The sequence below is a fragment of the Streptomyces sp. LARHCF249 genome (genome assembly GCF_052871255.1).
Genome location: NZ_JBIXJQ010000003.1, coordinates 479561 through 495772 on the forward strand (window position 1 = coordinate 479561; position 16212 = coordinate 495772).

A 16212-nucleotide genomic window follows, 5' to 3' on the forward strand; every position below is an offset into this window, starting at 1 on the left:
GCCGGCTCCGACGCCAGAGGCATGCAATGCACTTGACGCTACGACAGCCCTGGAAGGCCCGCAACACCGCTCAAGCACCGCTGGATCGAAACTCGAGATGCAGAAGGAGAGGTCCGCCGTCGGGGACGGTGCCCGCCCACTCACCGGGTGTTGGCCCGGGTGAGCGGGCGGTGCGGCTGCTACTGTCCGGCGGGCGTCGGGGCGCTGTGGTAGAGGGCCCGCAGTTCCTTCTCCAGGGCCTCGACCTCGTCGAGCCTGGGCTTGCTCTTGGGCGCGAACAGGCCGTCCTGCTCCCAGCGTTCCGGGTCCAGGCTCAGTGCCGAGACGTTGAGCCAGCCCCGCGAGCGGATCTCTTCGAGGCGCTCGGGAAGGGCGTCCTCGAGGGCGAGGTAGAAGATGACGTGGGCCAGCTCCTCGATGCGCTCCAGACCGTCGCGCACGCTGGTGAGCACCGTGCCGAAGGCCGGTATCTCGTCACCCGGCAGGTTCTGCTCGAAGAGCCGGGCGAGCGTGGGCACGTCGTCGTAGTAGTCGATGTAGTCGAATGCGAAGACGCCGCGATAGCTGCGCGCCCAGGCCTGGAAGAGGTTCATGATGGTGCCCTGGGTGGCCACCGCGTGCGCGCCGAGCGCGCTGAGCGTGGTGCTCGCCGACTCGTCCAGGAAGGTCTTCCCGTAGAACTGCGGGTCGGAGAAGGACCATCCGACGTAGTAGTCCCAGATCGTCTTCAACGACATGATCACGGCGTTGTCGTGGAAGGCGTAGGAGCCCTGGATGTTCAGGGTGAGCCCCTCGGCGAGCGAGAGGAACCAGCGGTTGGCGTACCGCACGAAGCCCTCGTCGAAGGACTCCTTCACGTCGCGGCCGACCATCTCGGTCACGAAGCTGTTGGCGTAGCCGATCAGGTTCGACCCCACGGAGTAGTAGGGGTCGGCGAAGACCGCGGCGTCGCCGACGCACGCCCAGCGGTCCTGCGAGAAGACCTGCTGCGAGGAGTGGCTGTAGTTCTTCAGTACGCGGAAGTCGAGGACCGGCAGCTCGCGGATGGCGGGCTCGAATCCCGGAACGCGCTCCGCGACGAAGTCGATGGCCTTCTCGATCCGGTTGAACTTGGTGACCGGGTGGAGCTCGTCGGACACCACGATGCCCACGCTGGTGTGGTTGGGGGCCAGCGGGATGGCCCACACCCAGCCGCCCTCGAACATGAAGTGGTTGGTGGAGTGCCAGCGCGGTTCGGTGATGCGGTCGTGCCAGCCGGTGTGCTCGGCGCCGACCGCCTCGTCGGTGTCGAGCCGGCCTTCGAGCCGGAACCAGACCGAGTTGTGGGGCTTGGGGTACCGCTTGGTGAGGTCGAGCTTGCGCTGCAGCAGCCGGTGCCGGCCCGTGGCGTCGACGACCCACCGGCAGGTGACGCCGGTCGGCTGCGCGCCGTCCTCGTCGACGGCCTGGTACGTCACCCGGTGCGGGGCGTCCTGCTCGCCGAGCTCGATGTCGAGCACCTTGACGCCCTGCGTCAGCTCGGCCCCGGCATCCGCCGCCACCACGCGCAGGTGCTCCTCCAGGGAGCCGCGGTTGAGCTGGTAGGACTTCGCCGGGAGGAAGCGGTTGACGCCGAACTCGGCTTCCTCGTGGAGGCCCGAGCCGCCGCCGTAGAAGTACCGGAGCCCCAGCTTCTCCAGGTGCTCTTCCTCCAGGTAGTCGTACAGACCGAGGACGTGGTGGAAGTAGTACGCGCCCACCTCGACCGAGGACTCGCCGACCTTGTGTGCGGACAGCGGGATGGGTGAGCGCTCGCGCTCCAGGACGAGGAGGGAGAGCTCGGGCTGCGCGTCCTTGAGCTGCTTGGCCAGGCAGAGCCCGGCCAGGCCGCCGCCCGCGATGACCACGTCGTAGTCGACACCGCCGAACACGGAGTCAGTACCGCTTTGCCTGCTCACTTTGTACCCACCTTGTCGTTCTGTCGGTTCTCGATGTTGAGGGCCAGGCTCCGGATGGTCCGGTCCGTGTAGGGGTCCGAGACGTCGAGCTGGACCCCGATCCGCGCCTCCACGCGCGAGAGCAGGTCCATCACGCTGAGGGAGTCGCCGCCGAGGTCCAGGAAGTCGTCGTCCAGGCCGATGTGCAGGGGCGCGAACAGCTCCTGCCAGATCTCCAGGAGCGCGGCCTCCGCTGCTGTCGTCGGCTCCGGGCCCGCCGCGCCCTGGCCGACGGTGTCCGCGTACAGGGCCACCAGGGCCGTGCCGTCGACCTTGCCGTGGCCGGTGAGCGGCACGGTGTCGACCGGGATGATCGCCGACGGGACCATGTACTCCGGCAGGTTCTCCTGCGCCATGGCGCGCAGGCGGTCGACGTCCCGGGCGGTGGCCCCCTGGACGAAGGCGATCAGGAGCGGCGTCTCCGTGTCGGTGGCGTGGCGCATCACGTGCACGTGGCCGACCGCGACGTCCTGCGAGAGGACCTGGGCCACGTGTCCCAGCTCGACGCGGCGGCCGCGGATCTTCACCTGGCCGTCCCGGCGCTCGATGAATTCGAGGTCACCGTTCTCGTGCTGCCGGACGATGTCCCCGGTGCGGTAGACGCGCTTCCCGGCGGCCGGGGGCGAGGACGGCGTGAAGAACCGCTCCGCGGTCAGCTCCGGATCGCCCAGGTAGCCCCGGGCCAGACCCGCCCCGGCCAGGTGGAGCTCCCCGAGTCCGCCGGGGCCCACGGGCGCGCCGTCCTCGTCCAGGACGAACGCCTCGGTGTGCTCGATCGGCTTGCCGATGAGCACGCGCTCGTCGGTGGCCGCGAGGCGGTGGACAGTGGAGCAGACCGCATTTTCGGAGGGTCCGTACTCGTTGTACAGGCGCACCTGGGGGAGGCGCAGGAAATGCTCCTGGGTCAGACCCGCCGTGAACCATTCGCCGGCGATCGTGACGCACCGCAGGGACGTCACCCGCTGGGCTTCCATGCCTTCCAGGAGGCGTTTGTACAGCATGGGGGTGATCAGGAAGTGGGTGACACCCCGGTCCTCCATCAGGCCGGTGAGGTAGCGCCGGTCGGTGATGCGGTCCCGGCGCGGCAGGAGCAGGCGCACACCGGAGGTGAGGGCGCAGAACGTGTCCGCCACCGCGCTGTCGAAAGACGGCCGCGGAATGGCCAGAGTCACGTCTTCCGGACCGAATCCGTAATAGGAATTGCGCCACGTCACCGTGTTGACGATCGCGCGGTGTTCGACGGCCACACCCTTGGGGGTCCCGGTCGAACCCGACGTGTACACCACATATGCGAGGTCGGAGGGGGCGGCCACCGGCTCGGGGTCGGAGTCCGGCGTGTCGAGGGCGCCGCCCATGACGTCCAGAACGAAGAGCTCGCCGTCGAAGAACATCGCGCCGGCGGCCGCCGACGACTCGATCACCATGGCCCTGGGAGCCACGGCCTCGACGATCCGCTGCGTCACCGCGGGCGGGTTGTCGGGGTCCAGGGGGACATAGGCACCGCCGGCCTTGAGGGCGGCCAGCATGGCGACGATCACGTCCGGCGGATGCCGGACCAGGATCGCCACCCGGTCGTCGGGGCGGACTCCGCCGGTGTCCCGCAGGTGGTGTGCCAGCCTATTTGCCCGGCGATTCAGCTCGCCGTAGCTCAGGGCTTCGCCTTCAAATTCCAGGGCAGTATGACCCGAAAATCTTCTGGCGCATTCCTCAAAAAGGAGAGTCAGAGTCTTCGGATCGTCATGGCTCATCAACAAACGCCCCCTGCCGAATTATTATTAATTCTCGATTCACGCAGACTAGTCCTCACCGATCGAAGGGCCCTCTATTAACGCTCGAGTGCACGTCGGGCCTACGGCTTCGCCGGGTCGACGGCGGTCCAGGTGCGCTCGGCCCGGTCGCGCAGGAGCTCGGCGGTGACGCCGCGTTCGGCGCTCAGCCGGGTGAGGACGCCGGCCTGCTGCACGGGTTCGGCCTCGGGGTCGTAATCGGAGCCGGTGAGGTGCTTGAGCCAGGGTTCGAGGCCCATGGCGTAGGCGTAGACGTGACGGGCGCCCAGCTGCCGGGCGAGCTCGTCGGCCTGGGCGGCGTTGCTGCCCTTGAGCCGGCGCCCGGTGTTGTGCTCACGGGAGAGCTTCCCTTCCAGCATCGGCCCGTACAGCCAGTTCAGGGGGGCTCCGACGCACTCGAGGCCGATGAAGAGCGCGTCGAGAGGAGTCTCGGTGAGGCCGGGGACGTTGTCGAACAGCGCGGGCTCGAGCGGCGTGATGTCGGTGGCGAAGAGGAGCCTGCGGCCGCCGGCTTGGACGAGGGGCACCATCTTGGTGCGGATGTCGAGGTCGGCGTGCTCGCCCACGAAGGGCAGGGCGGTGACCTCGACGTGCTCGGCCACGCGGTGGGTTTCGAGTTCGGCCAGCTCCTGCACGTCGGAGAAGCCGAGGGCCTGGAGCATGGCCTTGAGGCTGGGATCGGGCAGCGATCCGCCGGAGGCGCGGGGAACGAGGATCGTGCCGATGCGGGTGCGGAGTTGGAGCAGCGTCTCGAGCGAGAAGTGGTCGGAGTGGAAGTGGCTGATGACGACGGCGTCGATGTGCCGGGGGAGGTCCTCGAGGGTGTAGTGCTCGTAGCCGTCGCCGGAGTAGCCGATGAGCGGGTCGAGGAGGACGGACGCGTTGCCGGTCTCGATCAGCACGGTTGCGTGGTTGAAGTACCGAACCCGGACGTCGCCGGGCGCGGGCGGGGTGTGCTGCGCCGGCGGCACGTCGTGGAACAGCGCGGTGAACGCCGGGAGGTCGGCATCGGCGACCCCGAGGCGCTGTGCGAGGTGCGGGACGTCGACGGGGTCGAGGCGCGCCGCGAACAGTTCGTCCCACAGCGGGGAGTCGAAGGGCACGTCGATGTCCAGGCGGTCGGGCCGCGGCAGGACGGGGCTGCTGTACACGAAGGGCTGGGGGCTCGGTGCGGCGGTGAGGGAGACGCACTGGCCGTGGCGCTCGTGCGCCGGCGAGCTGTACATCAGCGCCTCGAAGAAGCGGAAGTCGGGCCGATGGGCGGTGTCGTAGACGAGCTCGACCCGCCCGCGCAGAGAGTGGGGAACCAAGGGATAGAGCGGCTCCATCGGCCCGCCGACCGCCTTCTCCCGCAGCAGGGCACGGAGTTCGTCTATGTCGTCGGCGAGCTGGAGCTTGGCCTGGCCCGCCTTGACCATGGCCTCGCGCGCCGCCTGGACTTCGTCGAGGGTGGCGCCCTGGGGGTCGAGGAAGGGCGCGCCGTAGCGGTGTGGGTCCGAGGTGACCGCGTCGTGGAGGTGAGGTGCCTTCAAGTAGCTGTCCACGATCGGCAGCAGGCGGTCCCGCAGATTGAGTGCGCCGGTGTGGGGCGCCAGGAGATAGGGCCACGCGTACCAGCGGTGCAGCAGGGGCTGAGCCACCGCGGACGGGCGGAGATAGAGCTTCTGGTGTGCGGGCACGGCAATTCCCTCACTGTCGGTTCATGAATCCGGCAATTTAGCAGGACAATTGCCCGGCGATCACCCTGCTGATGCATCTCTGAATGGGGGCCCCAGAGCAGCTCAAGGAGAAATCAAGGCGGCATGGATTACATGGAGCGAATTCAGCCGGCGTCACGTGTGTCGCGGATGTATTCGGGGATGTATTCGCGCCAGGCTCCGGCACCCGGCACTCGACGAGCCCGGGTCCCGGATGCCCGATGGCAGGGGCAGGGCCGCTACGGCCGCTCTTCGGTCGGTTCCTCGATGACGTGCACGGCGGCCTCCTCGGCGGAGGCTGCGCCCGCGTCGATGCCCACATCGTGGGCGAGCACGTCGTGCTCGTGCGGGGAATGGGTGGCGGGCGCCAGCCGGCCCGCCCGGACACCACCCGCTTGCGGATCGATGGGCTCGCCCTCACCGTCGGCCAGATCGCCGATGCCGTCACCCGTCTCGGGGCCGGGTTCGGGGACCTCCCGGGCGAGGCGGTCGTCGAGGCTCTCCCCTCTCCGCTGCTCTTCGCCGGTGGTGGCGTAGTCGTCGCTCGCGTAGGGCCGCTCGGGCGGCGAGTAGCCCTGGTCGAGCATGTCGTCGGTGGTCGGCTCCCCCACGGCGTCGTCCAGGTCCGGCTGCCCCTCCGAAGGCTCGTCCTCGGGCTGGGGCTGGTAGACGTCGTCGCCGCGGGCGTCGGATCCCTTCATGGCCGTCTCCTCTCCTCCACGCGCCACCGCGCTCGGGGACGTGGGCCCCGCGCGCGGACGGTCCCCCTGCCCGTGCGGCTACCCGTTCCGCCCGGATCCACCGTCCGCCCCGCCGGCCGGACCTGGTGTCAGGCTCTCCACGGCCGCGAGGACCTCATCGACACGGATCCGCAGCAGGCGCCGGTCGGGGCGGTCGGCGTGCGCGTCCCCCGGGCGCAGCGGGTCCCCGTCCGGCTCCGGATGCCACAGGACACGGTGGGGTCCGGCCGCGGGCGGGCCCCAGAGCCTCGGCGACACGGGGCCGAACAGGACGACGGAGGGGGTGCGCAGCGCCGACGCGAGGTGGGCGAGCCCGGTGTCCCCCACGACGACGCACCGGGCCTCGGCGACGAGCGCGCACAGGCGTGCGAACGGCACGTCGGCCGTGCCACCCAGTACCGCGTCCGGCGGCAGGCCCGCTCCGGCGGCGACGCGGCGCCCCAGTCGTCCTTCGGCGGCACCGGCGGTCACGACGACCTGGTGCCCCGCGCGGCGCAGGGCCGCCGCCACGGCCGCGAACCGCTCCGCCGGCCACTGGCGGGCGGCCGCGTCGGCGCCGGGATGGATGACGGTGGCACCGGGCGCGGGCGAGGGCTCTCGGGGCGGCGCGATGCACAGGTCGCCGGGGTCGGCCGGCATCCCGTACCAGCGCAGCAGCCGGCACCAGCGGTCCCGTTCGTGCTCCTCGGGACGCCAGAGCGGTCCGGGGATGCCGGGCGTGTGGTCGTGCCGGTAGGCGAGCAGCCGGTGGGGCCGCAGCCGCTGGAGCAGCAGGTGGCTGGGCGGGCCGTTGCCGTGCAGGTCGACGGCCACCTCCGGCGGCGGGCCGTGCCAGTCGAGGGAGGCGGGGACCTCGCGGCCGGCGGCCCGGGTGCCCAGGATGCGGTCGACGAGGCCTGTGGCGGCCGCGGCGCCCGCCAGCCGCTCGGGAGCGGCCAGGACGATCTCGTGGTCCGGCAGGTGGCGGCGCAGCGCTCGGAGCGCCGGCACGGCCGTCAGGAGGTCACCCAGCCCCAGTGCACGGAGCACGAGGGCGCGGGGCCGCGGGCCGGCGGGGCGCCGGCGGCCCGGCGCACCGGCGCCTGCGCGGGCCTCTCGGCGTTCAGGGCCTTCCGCGCCTGCGCGGCCTTCGGGGCCTTCGGGGCCTGCGCAGGCTTCGGGGCCTTCCGGGTGCCGGCTCACGCCTTCCCCTTCACCGCCCCGTGACCCGGGCGGCCGCCTCGGCCGCCCGGCCGGCCAGCACCGTGGTGGAGCGGCCCGCCAGGTAGGGCAGGACGACGGCCTGCCCTCCCCACGCCCGCAGGACGGCCGCCTCGGGAAGGTCCTCGACCGCGTAGTCGCCTCCCTTGACCCAGATGTCCGGCCGCAGCTCCGCCAGGAGCGCGGCGGGTGTGTCCTCCTCGAAGGCCACGACGGCGTCGACGCTGCCGAGGGCGCCGAGTACGCGCATGCGGTCCGCGAGGGGGGTCAGCGGTCTGCCGGGGCCCTTGCGCCGGGTGAGCGACGCGTCGGAGTTGACGCACACGATCAGGCAGTCGCCGATGCGCCGGGCGCTCTCCAGCAGCCCGACGTGGCCGGCGTGCAGGAGGTCGAAGCATCCGCCGGTCGCGACGACGGTCCCGCCCCGGGCCCGGACGCTCCGGGCGAGGGCGAAGGCGTCCGAGGGAAGGCTGTCGTCGGCGGCGGCCGGCGCGTGCCACAGGGCGGGGTTGCCCGCTCCTCCGGAGGCCACGAAGGAGCACGCTTCGGCGACCGCCCGTTCCACGGCCTCTCCGGGCAGGGCCCCGTCGGCGAGGGCGGCGGCCGCGGTGGCGGCGAAGCAGTCGCCCGCTCCACAGGGGTCTCCGGCGGCCCGGTAGGGCGGCGGTACGAGCATCGGCGTGTCCTGGCCCGGGCTCGTCAGCAGCGCTCCGCACGCGCCCAGCGTCACGGCGACGGAGGCCGCCGCCCACCGCTCGGCGAGCCGTGCGCCCCGCAGGGCGTCGTCGCTCAGGGTGGTGCCCTCGCCGGGGCACAGGGCGCGCGCCTCGGCGGCGTTGGGCGTCACGAGGCGCGCTCCGGGTACCGGGTCGTCGCCCTTGGGATGGGGGTCCCACACCAGGGGCACCCGGTGGGCGGCGGCCACGAGCTGCTCGCGCACCGCGCGTGCGGCGTGGCGGCCGTAGTCGGCGACGAGGACCGCGCCGGCGCTCGCCAGCGCCTCGCGTACGGCGTCGCCCGGTGCGCCCGGCCGGCCGCCGCCCCGGTCGATCCGCACGAGCGGCCGCCCGCCCGCCATCACCCGGGTCTTGACGGGGAGGGACCCGGTCAGGGGCAGTTCTACGAGCCTGACCCGGTCGCGCAGGGCGCGCCGTACCGTCCCGCTGGCCTCGTCGTCGCCGAGCGCCGTGATCAGTACGACCTCTCTCCCTTCGCGAGCTGCCAGGACCGCCGCGAGTCCGGCGCCGCCCGGTCGGCACCGGTCCTCGGTGACGTCGACGACCGGGGCGGGAGCGTCGGGCGACAGCCGCGTCGCGGTGCCTTCGATGTCCTGGTCGAGCAGGGCGTCCCCGACGACGACCAGCGGCCCGGGCGCGCTCACAGCGGCCTCGGGGCGGCGGCCATGGGCTCGCCGGTCCCGGTGGGCCGGGCGCGGGCCCGGCCGGCGGCCGCGTCGAAGTTCTCGCACAGCAGGTGGACGGCCACCAGATGGGCTTCCTGGATGGTGGCGGTGCTCGTGGCGTCGATGGACAGCGTCTCCTCGGCGATGTCCGCCAGCGGGCTCGGAGCGGGTCCGGTCATCGCCCAGACGTGCAGGCCGACGGTGCGTGCCGTCGCGGCGGCGGCGATCAGGTTGGCGCTGCGGCCGGACGTGGACAGCAGGAGCAGCACGTCTCCGCGACGGCCGTGGGCGGACACCTGCCGGGCGAAGACGTGCTCGTAGCCGTAGTCGTTGCCGATGGCGGTCAGGCTGGAGGTTTCGGCGTGCAGGGCGATGGCCGAGTACGCGGGGCGCTCCTTGCGGTAGCGGCCGACGAGTTCGGCCGTCAGGTGCTGGGCCTGGGCGGCGCTGCCGCCGTTCCCCGCGGCCAGCAGCCGGCCGCCCGCGGGCAGGATGGCGGCCAGCCGGTCACCCCAGTGCGCCAACCGGTCGAGGCCGTCGCGGCGGAGCCGGTCCAGGGCGTCCTGGAGCGACTGGCAGTGCTGGTGCGCGTCTTCGCTCACGTGGTGTTCGCTCATGACGGTCGGACAGGTCGCAAGGGGGCCGCGTCCGTGTCCGTGCCTCCTTCGGTCGTCGGTGGTTCGTGGGGGTGCCCAGGGATCGGGGCCGGGTCAGACCGCTCCCGCCACGGCCTGCCGGGCGGCGAGCACCGAGCGGTACACCGCCTCGGTCGCCTCGGCGACGCTCGCCCAGCTGTAGCGGCTCAGCACGCGTTGGCGGCCCGCCGCCCCGCAGCTCATACGCCGGCCGGGGTCGGCGAGGAGGGTGCTCACGGCGGCCGCGAGGGCCTCGGGGTCGCCGGGCGGCACCAGCCGGCCGGTGACGAAGTCCATGACGGTGTCGAGCTGGCCGCCCACCGCGCTGGCGACGACGGGCCGGCCGCAGGCCATCGCCTCCAGCGGAACGATGCCGAACGGCTCGTAGTCCGCGGGGCACAGCACGATGTCCGCGCTGCGCAGGACGGCCGGTACCTGCGCACTGGGCACGGCGCCCGTGAAGTGCACGCGGTCGGCGACACCGGCTCCTTGGGCGATCGCGCGCAGTCGGCGCACCTCCATGTCGGCGTCGACGAGATCCCCGGCCGGCCCGCCCACCACGACGAGTTCCGTGTCGGGCAGTGCGGCGAGGGCGGCGATCGACACGGCCGCACCCTTGCGCGGGACCAGGCGGCCCAGCTGCACGAGCCGGTGGCGGCGCGGTCCGCGTTCGGCTGCCGGGCCGTGCGGGGTGAACACGTCGGGGTCCACCCCGCACGGCACGATGTCGACGCGGTCGGGCGGGATGCCCATCCGGGCCAGCTCGGCGACCTCGTCGCGGCAGGTGGCGACGACCCGGTCACCGTGCAGACCGACCTCCCGCTCACACGGGACGCGGGACGGCGGGCTGGTGTCGGCATGGCCCTGGTGGCGCCGCTTGACCGTGCCCAGCGCGTGGTAGGTGTGCAGCAGCGGCAGCCGCAGTTCCCGCGTGGCGGCCAGCGCGGCCATCCCGGACATCCAGAAGTGGGAGTGCGCGAGATCGGGGGGCCGCTCCTGCCATTCCCTGGTCAGGTAGTGGCCGAACGCCGGCATGTAGGGCAGGAGTTCGTCCTTCGGGATGTGCCGGGCCGGGCCGGCGGGCACGTGGTGCACGTCCACGCCCGCGCGCAGCCGCTTGCGCTGCGGCAGGTCGCGGGCGTCCTTGCGGGTGTAGACGGTGACGCGGTGGCCGCGGTCGGCCAGGGCCCCGGCCAGCGAGGCGACGTGCACGTTCTGCCCTCCGGCGTCGGCCCCGCCCATGGCCGCGAGCGGACTCGCGTGTTCCGAGACCAGGGCGATCGACAGCCGGCCGGCGGCATGCGGGCCGGGCCTCATGAGCACGCCTCCGCCATCACGCGTTCCCAGTCGGCCAGGAAGCGTTTGAGCCCGTACCGTTCGAGGGCCGCCTGACGCCCTCGCGCACCGTCCTCGGCCGCGGCCTGCGGATCCTCCAGATAGCGGCGGGCGGCGCGTGCCAGCACCTCGGGGCGCGTCGAGAGGACCCCGGTGCCGGGCGGTACGGCCTCCACGGCCTCCGTCGTGGCGAGTGCGACCACGGGCATCCCGAGGTGCATGGCCTCCAGCAGGGACAGCCCGAGGGACGTCCACCGTACGGGGTGGAGGTAGAGCCTGCGCTGCGCCATCGCGGCGTGCAGTCCGTCCTGGGGCAGATCAGCGCTGCGGCAGCGGTCGGCCGGCAGGCCCAGTTGGGCCGCGAGCCCTTCCGTGCGCATGCCGAACACGTCCAGGGGGACCGCCGCGGACAGTGCGGGCAGCAGGTCGGTTCCGGTGTACCGGCCGCGGCGGACGGGCTCGTTGACGACGACCGCGGCCCGCGGGAGGCCGCCGGTGTAGAGGTGGCCGGGATCGACGATGCCGTGCTCGATCACCTCGGTCCGGGTGGAGCCGTTGTCCCAGAAGAGCCGGTTGAAGTGCGTGACGTGGACGAGGGTCAGGTCGTCGCGGTCCGCGTACGGGTGCCTGGTGGTCGGGACGTTGCCCTCGGGGGTGTTGTGCTCCAGGTACACGGCGGGCAGGTCCCGGCCGGGGCGGCGGCCGCCCAGCCACCGCGCGGCGAGCTCCGGCTCGTGCGGGCGCTGGAGGACCACGAGGTCCACGGGGGCGTCCCTCAGCTGCTCGGGGGTGACCTCGTGCACCGAACCGGGCCAGGAGAAGGTGCGGGCGCGACCCAGTCCGTCCGGATCACGGCCGGGGGTGACGGGGACCAGGTAGGTGTGCGGCCCCTGGACGAACGCCGTTGTCCACGACCCGTGCACGTGCCACAGCAGGATGTTCATACGTTCGCTCCTCGCTCCGATTCGCTTGGGTCGTCGGCGGCGGCTGCCGTCGCCGCCGTGCGGCCACCGAGCCGGGCCACGGCCCTGAGGACCTCGGCGTCCGGGACACCGTCGAGACAGGGGTGTCCGCGCACGGGGCAACGCCGGGCCCGGCTGTCGCGGCACGGTGCCTCCTGGTCCCCGAGCAGAACGTGCGGCACCCCGTACGGGCGCCACCGCTCGGCCGGTACGACCGGGGCGAACAGGCAGGCCACCGGGGTCCCGACGGCGGCGGCCAGGTGGGCGGGGCCGGTGTTGCCGACCACCGCGACATCGGCCCCGGCCAGCACGCCCGCCAGGCACCGCAGGTCACCCGTGGCCCCGCCGAGGTCGAGCGCGTGGCGGCCGGCGACCAGGGCGGTCAGCTCCCGTTCCGCCGGCCCGCCCGTCACGACGACCCGGTGTCCGGCGGCGCTCAGGGCCTCGCAGGCCCGGGCGGCGCGCCCGGGACTCCACGCGCGGGCCGTGACCGCCGCGCCGGGGTGCAGTACGACGTACGGGCCGATACCGGTCAGCCCGGTGGTGTCGGGCGGTTCGGTGACGCGCAGGGTGCCCGCGTCGCCCGGCGGGAGGGGGAAGCCCGCGGCGTCGGCGAGGTCCAGCGCGGCTCTTGCCTCGTGGCGGTGGGGGGCCCGGTGGTGGCGCAGGTCGAGGAGTGCGCCGGGGTAGTCCTCGCAGTCGGCCGCCGTCCACGCCACGCCGGCGAGCCTCAGCAGCAGGGCCGCCGGGAGCGGGCTCTGGTGGTGGGAGACCAGGATGAGCGCCCGGTCGAAGCGCGCGGCGGCCACCGTGGCGACCAGCTCCAGCCAGGCCCGCTCCGAAACGGGTGCGGGCTCCAGCCCGACCCAGGGGGCGTCGTACACCAGGACGTCGTCGACGCCGGGCAGCAGCCGGCCCGCGGGGGCGCCTTGCGGACCGCACAGCAGCGCGGTGTACGAGGAACCCGCCGCGACGGCCCGTATCGCGGGTCCGGCCAGCAGGACGTCGCCCGCGCTGTCCAGCCGGACGACGAGCGTGCGCGGGCGGCTCACCGCACACCGCCCGGGGTCCGCGTCCCTCGGGCTCCCGCCCGCAGGGCCAGGCGTACGGCCGCCATCAGGTCGGGCGCCGACTCGGGTGCCCGCGCGACTTCCCGGGGCCGGGTGAGGGCGGTGGGAACGAGCACTCCGCGGGCCCCGGCGGCGCGGGCGGCTTCCATGTCGGCGCCGATGTCTCCGATCACCACCGTCCGGCCGGGCGGTACGCCGAGCCGTGCGCAGGCGGCGAGTACGAGGGCGGGGGCGGGCTTGCGGCAGCCGCACCCGTCGTGGGGGCCGTGCGGGCAGACCGCCCAGACGGAGAACGGCCCGATGAGGGCGTCCACCCGCTCGCGCACGGCCTCGACCTGGCGGCGGGTCAGCAGCCCGCGGGCCACGCCCGACTGGTTGCTGACCACGCCCACCGGGATGCCGAGGGCGGTGACCGCGGCCACGGCGTCCCGGGCCGCGTCCATGGGCACGACGCGTGCGGGGTCACCGTTGTACGGGACGTCGACGACCAGGGTGCCGTCGCGGTCGAAGAGCACGGCGGCGGGAAGCCCCGGGTCCCCGCTGCCCGGTGCGGGGCGCGGGACCGGCGCGGCGGCGCGCGGGGGCCCGTCGAACAGCCAGGGGCCGTCGTCGGACGCCCGGTGCCGCGCACCGGCCGGGTCCGGGTGGCCGCTCATGCCCCTGCCCGCGCCGCGGCGGGCGCGTCCGGCGCGTCCTCGTAACGGGGTGGACGGGCCGTGGCCCTCAGGGGTGCGGCGCGGCGGTGCACGAGCAGGCCCTTCAGCCAGTGCCAGGTGGCCGCCGGCGGGATCAGCGCACTCGTCACCGCCATGGTGGCGACTTCCCTGGCGGTCCGTGGTCCCGGCGCGATCCGGGCCGCGGCGAATTCCGCGCTGCCGGCGAGCCAGCCCGCGGCGCACAGGGCGGCGGGGCGCGGCCGGCGCAGCGCGGCGCAGCCGAGGGCGCCCACCGCCGCCCCGGTGACGAGGAGGTGCCGGGGCAGGCGCCCGCGCGGAGCGGCGGCGCGGCCCCACCAGTCACGGCCGTGCAGCCGGGTCATGAGCACGTCGTCGGCGTTGCCCGCCTGCTGGCGCAGGGATACCCAGCGGTTCGCGGGCCGGACGGGGTGCGCGGTGCGGCGGCTGCCCGCGGCCAGTGTCCAGCCCGCGTCGAGCACGCGCAGCGCGAGGTCCGCGTCCTCCCGGAAGGCGCGGCCGAAGCGTTCGTCGAAGCCGCCGACGCTTTCCAGGGCCTCCCGGCGGTACGCCATGTCCGCGGTGATCCAGCGGGCGGTGGCCAGGCCCGCCGTGCCGCGTTCCCAGTCGGTGGGCCTGCGATCGGGCGGGAGGGGCACGGTGATGCGGGCCGTGACGCCCGCCGTGCGGCCGGACGCAGTGGACAGGTCGCGCGCCAGCGCCTCGCACCAGTCGTCGCCGGGGACGACGTCGTCGTCGAGGAAGGCGATCCACTCCACGGCGCCCGCCGCCCGCGCGCCCGCGTTGCGGGCCGCGGCAGGACCGCGGCCGCCCCCGGCCACCACGGTGGTGACGGCTCTCAGTTCGTCGGGGACCTGGGCGTGCACGGGGCCGCCGCGGTCCGGACGCCGGTCGTCCACGATGACGATCGCGGCGGGTTTGGGCCCGGCGGCCCGTGCCAGCGCCGTCAGGCAGGTGTGCAGGCTGGGGCGGCCGAGTGTGGGGATCACGACCGCGTACTCGGGCGCCGACGCGGCTCCGCCGTGTCGCGTGGTTCCGGTCATCGTGACCACTCGTCCTCGCCCTGGCGGAAGAAGGCGCCGCGCCGGACCGCGTAGGGGCCGATGGCCAGGAGGTCCACCGGCGAGGAGCCGAAGCACTCCAGTGCCTCGCGGGGGTCGTCGACCATGGGCCGGCCCGCCGTGTTGAGGCTCGTGTTGACCACGACGGGCAGCCCGGTCATCTGCTCGAAGGCGCTGAGCATGCGGGCCACGAGCGGTTCGGATGCGGGATCGACCGTCTGGATGCGGGCCGTGCCGTCCACGTGCACGACGGCCGGGATGCGGTCGCGCCACTGCGGCGCCACGTCGTGGACGAAGAGCATGTAGGGGCTGGGGATCGGGCCGTCGAAGATCTCCGCCGCCCGGTCGGCCAGCACCATCGGGGCGACCGGCCGGAACTGCTCGCGGCCCTTGACGTCGTTGAGGCGTTCGAGGTTGCCGGCGTGGCCGGGGTGCGCCAGCAGCGAGCGGTGTCCCAGAGCCCGCGGCCCGTACTCCGAACGCCCTTGGAACCAGGCCACGATGGCGTTGTCGGCCAGCGCCCGTGCCACGGTCTCCGCGATGTCGGGCGGACGTTCGAAGGGGACGGCCGCCGTCTTGAGGAGCGCTCCGAGTTCCGCGTCGGACCAGTCGCGCCCCAGGTCGGCGCCGGCCATGGGCTCCACTTCCTCACCGGAGCCGGCCGAGAGCAGCAGGGCTCCGCCCAGGGCCGTTCCGGCGTCGCCGGCGGCGGGCTGGACCCACACGCGGGAGAAGGGGCCCTCACGGGCGATGCGGGAGTTGGCGACGCAGTTGAGCGCCACACCCCCGGCGAGGGTCAGCAGCTCGTCGTGCGTCTGGCCGTGCAGCCAGCGTACGAGGTCCAGCAGCGTCTCCTCCAGGACGGCCTGGGCGCTGGCGGCGACGTCCGCGTGGTCCTGGGTCCAGGGCTCCTCGGGGCCGCGCGGGGCGCACAGTTCGTGCCAGGGGACGCCGGTGGCCCGGAAGCCGCCGTCGCCCGTGGGGTGGACGTGGCGGCGCAGCTCGGCCAGCATGCGCGGCCTGCCGTGCGAGGCCAGCGCCATGACCTTGAACTCGTCCGAGGACCGCAGGAAGCCGAGGTGTCCGGTGAGCTCCTCGTAGACCAGGCCGAGGGAGTGCGGCAGGTCCTGCGCGTACAGCGGCTCCATCCGGTCCCCCACACGACGGGCCGCGAGATGGGAGGCGCGCTCCCCCCGTCCGTCCAGGACCAGGACGGAGGAGGTCCGTGCCCCGTCGGCGGCGAAGGCGCCCGAGGCGGCGTGGGCCATGTGGTGCGGAACGAAGCGGACGATGCCCGGGTCGAGGCCCGGGAGGGCCGTCGCGAGGAATCCGGGCGCCTGGCGCGCGTAGGTCAGGCGCAGGTGGTCCCAGGGGTCGTCGAGGCCCATGAGGTGCGCGGGCCGCGCGAGGTCCGGGTCGAAGGAGTAGGCCACCGCGTCGAGGTCCTGAGGGCGCAGACCGGCCCGTTTCAGGCACCAGGCGGCGGCCTGCTCCGGCATTTCCCACGCCGAGAACGGCACGGGCCGCTTGCCGTGCTTGCGGCGGGAGAATCGTTCCTCTTCCGCAGCCGCCACGGTCCGTCCGTTGACGACGACCGCCGCCGCCGGATCGTGGAACAAGGCGTTGATCCCGAGAATGCGCATGAGTGACAG

At 73.6% G+C, this 16212-nt stretch carries 14 protein-coding genes; 1 reads left to right on the plus strand and 13 read right to left on the minus strand.

Features of this window, described 5'->3' with window-relative positions:
* Positions 1-179 precede the first annotated feature (179 nt).
* The 5 genes from ACIPUC_RS10575 to ACIPUC_RS10595 form a co-directional block, all read right to left on the minus strand.
* Entirely contained in the window at positions 180-1937 is a 1758-nt protein-coding gene (locus ACIPUC_RS10575; protein ID WP_446588448.1) for an NAD(P)/FAD-dependent oxidoreductase, read from the minus strand.
* Positions 1934-3724, minus strand: coding sequence for an amino acid adenylation domain-containing protein (locus ACIPUC_RS10580; protein ID WP_446588450.1), 1791 nt, complete (start codon positions 3722-3724; stop codon positions 1934-1936). The genes ACIPUC_RS10575 and ACIPUC_RS10580 overlap by 4 nt, the downstream gene beginning before the upstream one ends.
* 101 nt (positions 3725-3825) lie before the next feature.
* Positions 3826-5442: an MBL fold metallo-hydrolase gene (locus tag ACIPUC_RS10585; protein WP_446588451.1), complete on the minus strand. Its 1617-nt coding sequence runs from the start codon at positions 5440-5442 to the stop codon at positions 3826-3828.
* A gap of 257 nt (positions 5443-5699) precedes the next feature.
* Positions 5700-6161: a DUF5709 domain-containing protein gene (locus ACIPUC_RS10590; RefSeq protein ID WP_446588453.1), complete on the minus strand. Its 462-nt coding sequence runs from the start codon at positions 6159-6161 to the stop codon at positions 5700-5702.
* 78 nt (positions 6162-6239) lie between these two features.
* Positions 6240-7190 (minus strand): glycosyltransferase family 9 protein, encoded by a 951-nt coding sequence (locus ACIPUC_RS10595; RefSeq protein WP_446588455.1) that lies wholly within the window; start codon positions 7188-7190, stop codon positions 6240-6242.
* Between ACIPUC_RS10595 and ACIPUC_RS10600 the strand changes: the two genes are divergently transcribed.
* Positions 7149-7406: a hypothetical protein gene (locus ACIPUC_RS10600; protein WP_446588457.1), complete on the plus strand. Its 258-nt coding sequence runs from the start codon at positions 7149-7151 to the stop codon at positions 7404-7406. The genes ACIPUC_RS10595 and ACIPUC_RS10600 overlap by 42 nt on opposite strands.
* Here the strand turns inward: ACIPUC_RS10600 and ACIPUC_RS10605 are convergent.
* From ACIPUC_RS10605 to ACIPUC_RS10640, 8 genes are all read right to left on the minus strand, one after another.
* Complete coding sequence (locus tag ACIPUC_RS10605; protein ID WP_446588459.1) at positions 7393-8781, minus strand: PfkB family carbohydrate kinase; 1389 nt, start codon at positions 8779-8781, stop codon at positions 7393-7395. The two genes, ACIPUC_RS10600 and ACIPUC_RS10605, sit on opposite strands and share 14 nt — an antisense overlap.
* Positions 8778-9419, minus strand: coding sequence for a D-sedoheptulose-7-phosphate isomerase (locus tag ACIPUC_RS10610; protein ID WP_446588461.1), 642 nt, complete (start codon positions 9417-9419; stop codon positions 8778-8780). Before ACIPUC_RS10610 ends, ACIPUC_RS10605 begins: the two co-directional genes overlap by 4 nt.
* 93 nt (positions 9420-9512) lie before the next feature.
* Entirely contained in the window at positions 9513-10754 is a 1242-nt protein-coding gene (locus tag ACIPUC_RS10615; protein ID WP_446588462.1) for a glycosyltransferase, read from the minus strand.
* Entirely contained in the window at positions 10751-11716 is a 966-nt protein-coding gene (locus ACIPUC_RS10620; protein WP_446588464.1) for a glycosyltransferase, read from the minus strand. The genes ACIPUC_RS10615 and ACIPUC_RS10620 overlap by 4 nt, the downstream gene beginning before the upstream one ends.
* Positions 11713-12786, minus strand: a complete 1074-nt coding sequence (locus tag ACIPUC_RS10625; protein WP_446588466.1) for a glycosyltransferase family 9 protein — start codon at positions 12784-12786, stop codon at positions 11713-11715. Before ACIPUC_RS10625 ends, ACIPUC_RS10620 begins: the two co-directional genes overlap by 4 nt.
* On the minus strand, positions 12783-13460 hold the full coding sequence (locus tag ACIPUC_RS10630; RefSeq protein WP_446588468.1) for an HAD-IIIA family hydrolase: 678 nt from the start codon (positions 13458-13460) through the stop codon (positions 12783-12785). Before ACIPUC_RS10630 ends, ACIPUC_RS10625 begins: the two co-directional genes overlap by 4 nt.
* Complete coding sequence (locus tag ACIPUC_RS10635; protein ID WP_446588470.1) at positions 13457-14542, minus strand: glycosyltransferase family 2 protein; 1086 nt, start codon at positions 14540-14542, stop codon at positions 13457-13459. Before ACIPUC_RS10635 ends, ACIPUC_RS10630 begins: the two co-directional genes overlap by 4 nt.
* Positions 14539-16203, minus strand: coding sequence for a carbamoyltransferase family protein (locus tag ACIPUC_RS10640; RefSeq protein ID WP_446588472.1), 1665 nt, complete (start codon positions 16201-16203; stop codon positions 14539-14541). The genes ACIPUC_RS10635 and ACIPUC_RS10640 overlap by 4 nt, the downstream gene beginning before the upstream one ends.
* Positions 16204-16212 lie beyond the last annotated feature (9 nt).

Bases quoted from the DNA above. Each gene is read 5' to 3' on its own strand.
- ACIPUC_RS10580 (WP_446588450.1), bottom strand. From the start codon at position 3,724: ATGAGCCATGACGATCCGAAGACTCTGACTCTCCTTTTTGAGGAATGC.
- ACIPUC_RS10590 (WP_446588453.1), bottom strand. From the start codon at position 6,161: ATGAAGGGATCCGACGCCCGCGGCGACGACGTCTACCAGCCCCAGCCC.
- ACIPUC_RS10610 (WP_446588461.1), bottom strand. From the start codon at position 9,419: ATGAGCGAACACCACGTGAGCGAAGACGCGCACCAGCACTGCCAGTCG.
- ACIPUC_RS10615 (WP_446588462.1), bottom strand. From the start codon at position 10,754: ATGAGGCCCGGCCCGCATGCCGCCGGCCGGCTGTCGATCGCCCTGGTC.
- ACIPUC_RS10620 (WP_446588464.1), bottom strand. From the start codon at position 11,716: ATGAACATCCTGCTGTGGCACGTGCACGGGTCGTGGACAACGGCGTTC.
- ACIPUC_RS10630 (WP_446588468.1), bottom strand. From the start codon at position 13,460: ATGAGCGGCCACCCGGACCCGGCCGGTGCGCGGCACCGGGCGTCCGAC.
- ACIPUC_RS10635 (WP_446588470.1), bottom strand. From the start codon at position 14,542: ATGACCGGAACCACGCGACACGGCGGAGCCGCGTCGGCGCCCGAGTAC.
- ACIPUC_RS10640 (WP_446588472.1), bottom strand. From the start codon at position 16,203: ATGCGCATTCTCGGGATCAACGCCTTGTTCCACGATCCGGCGGCGGCG.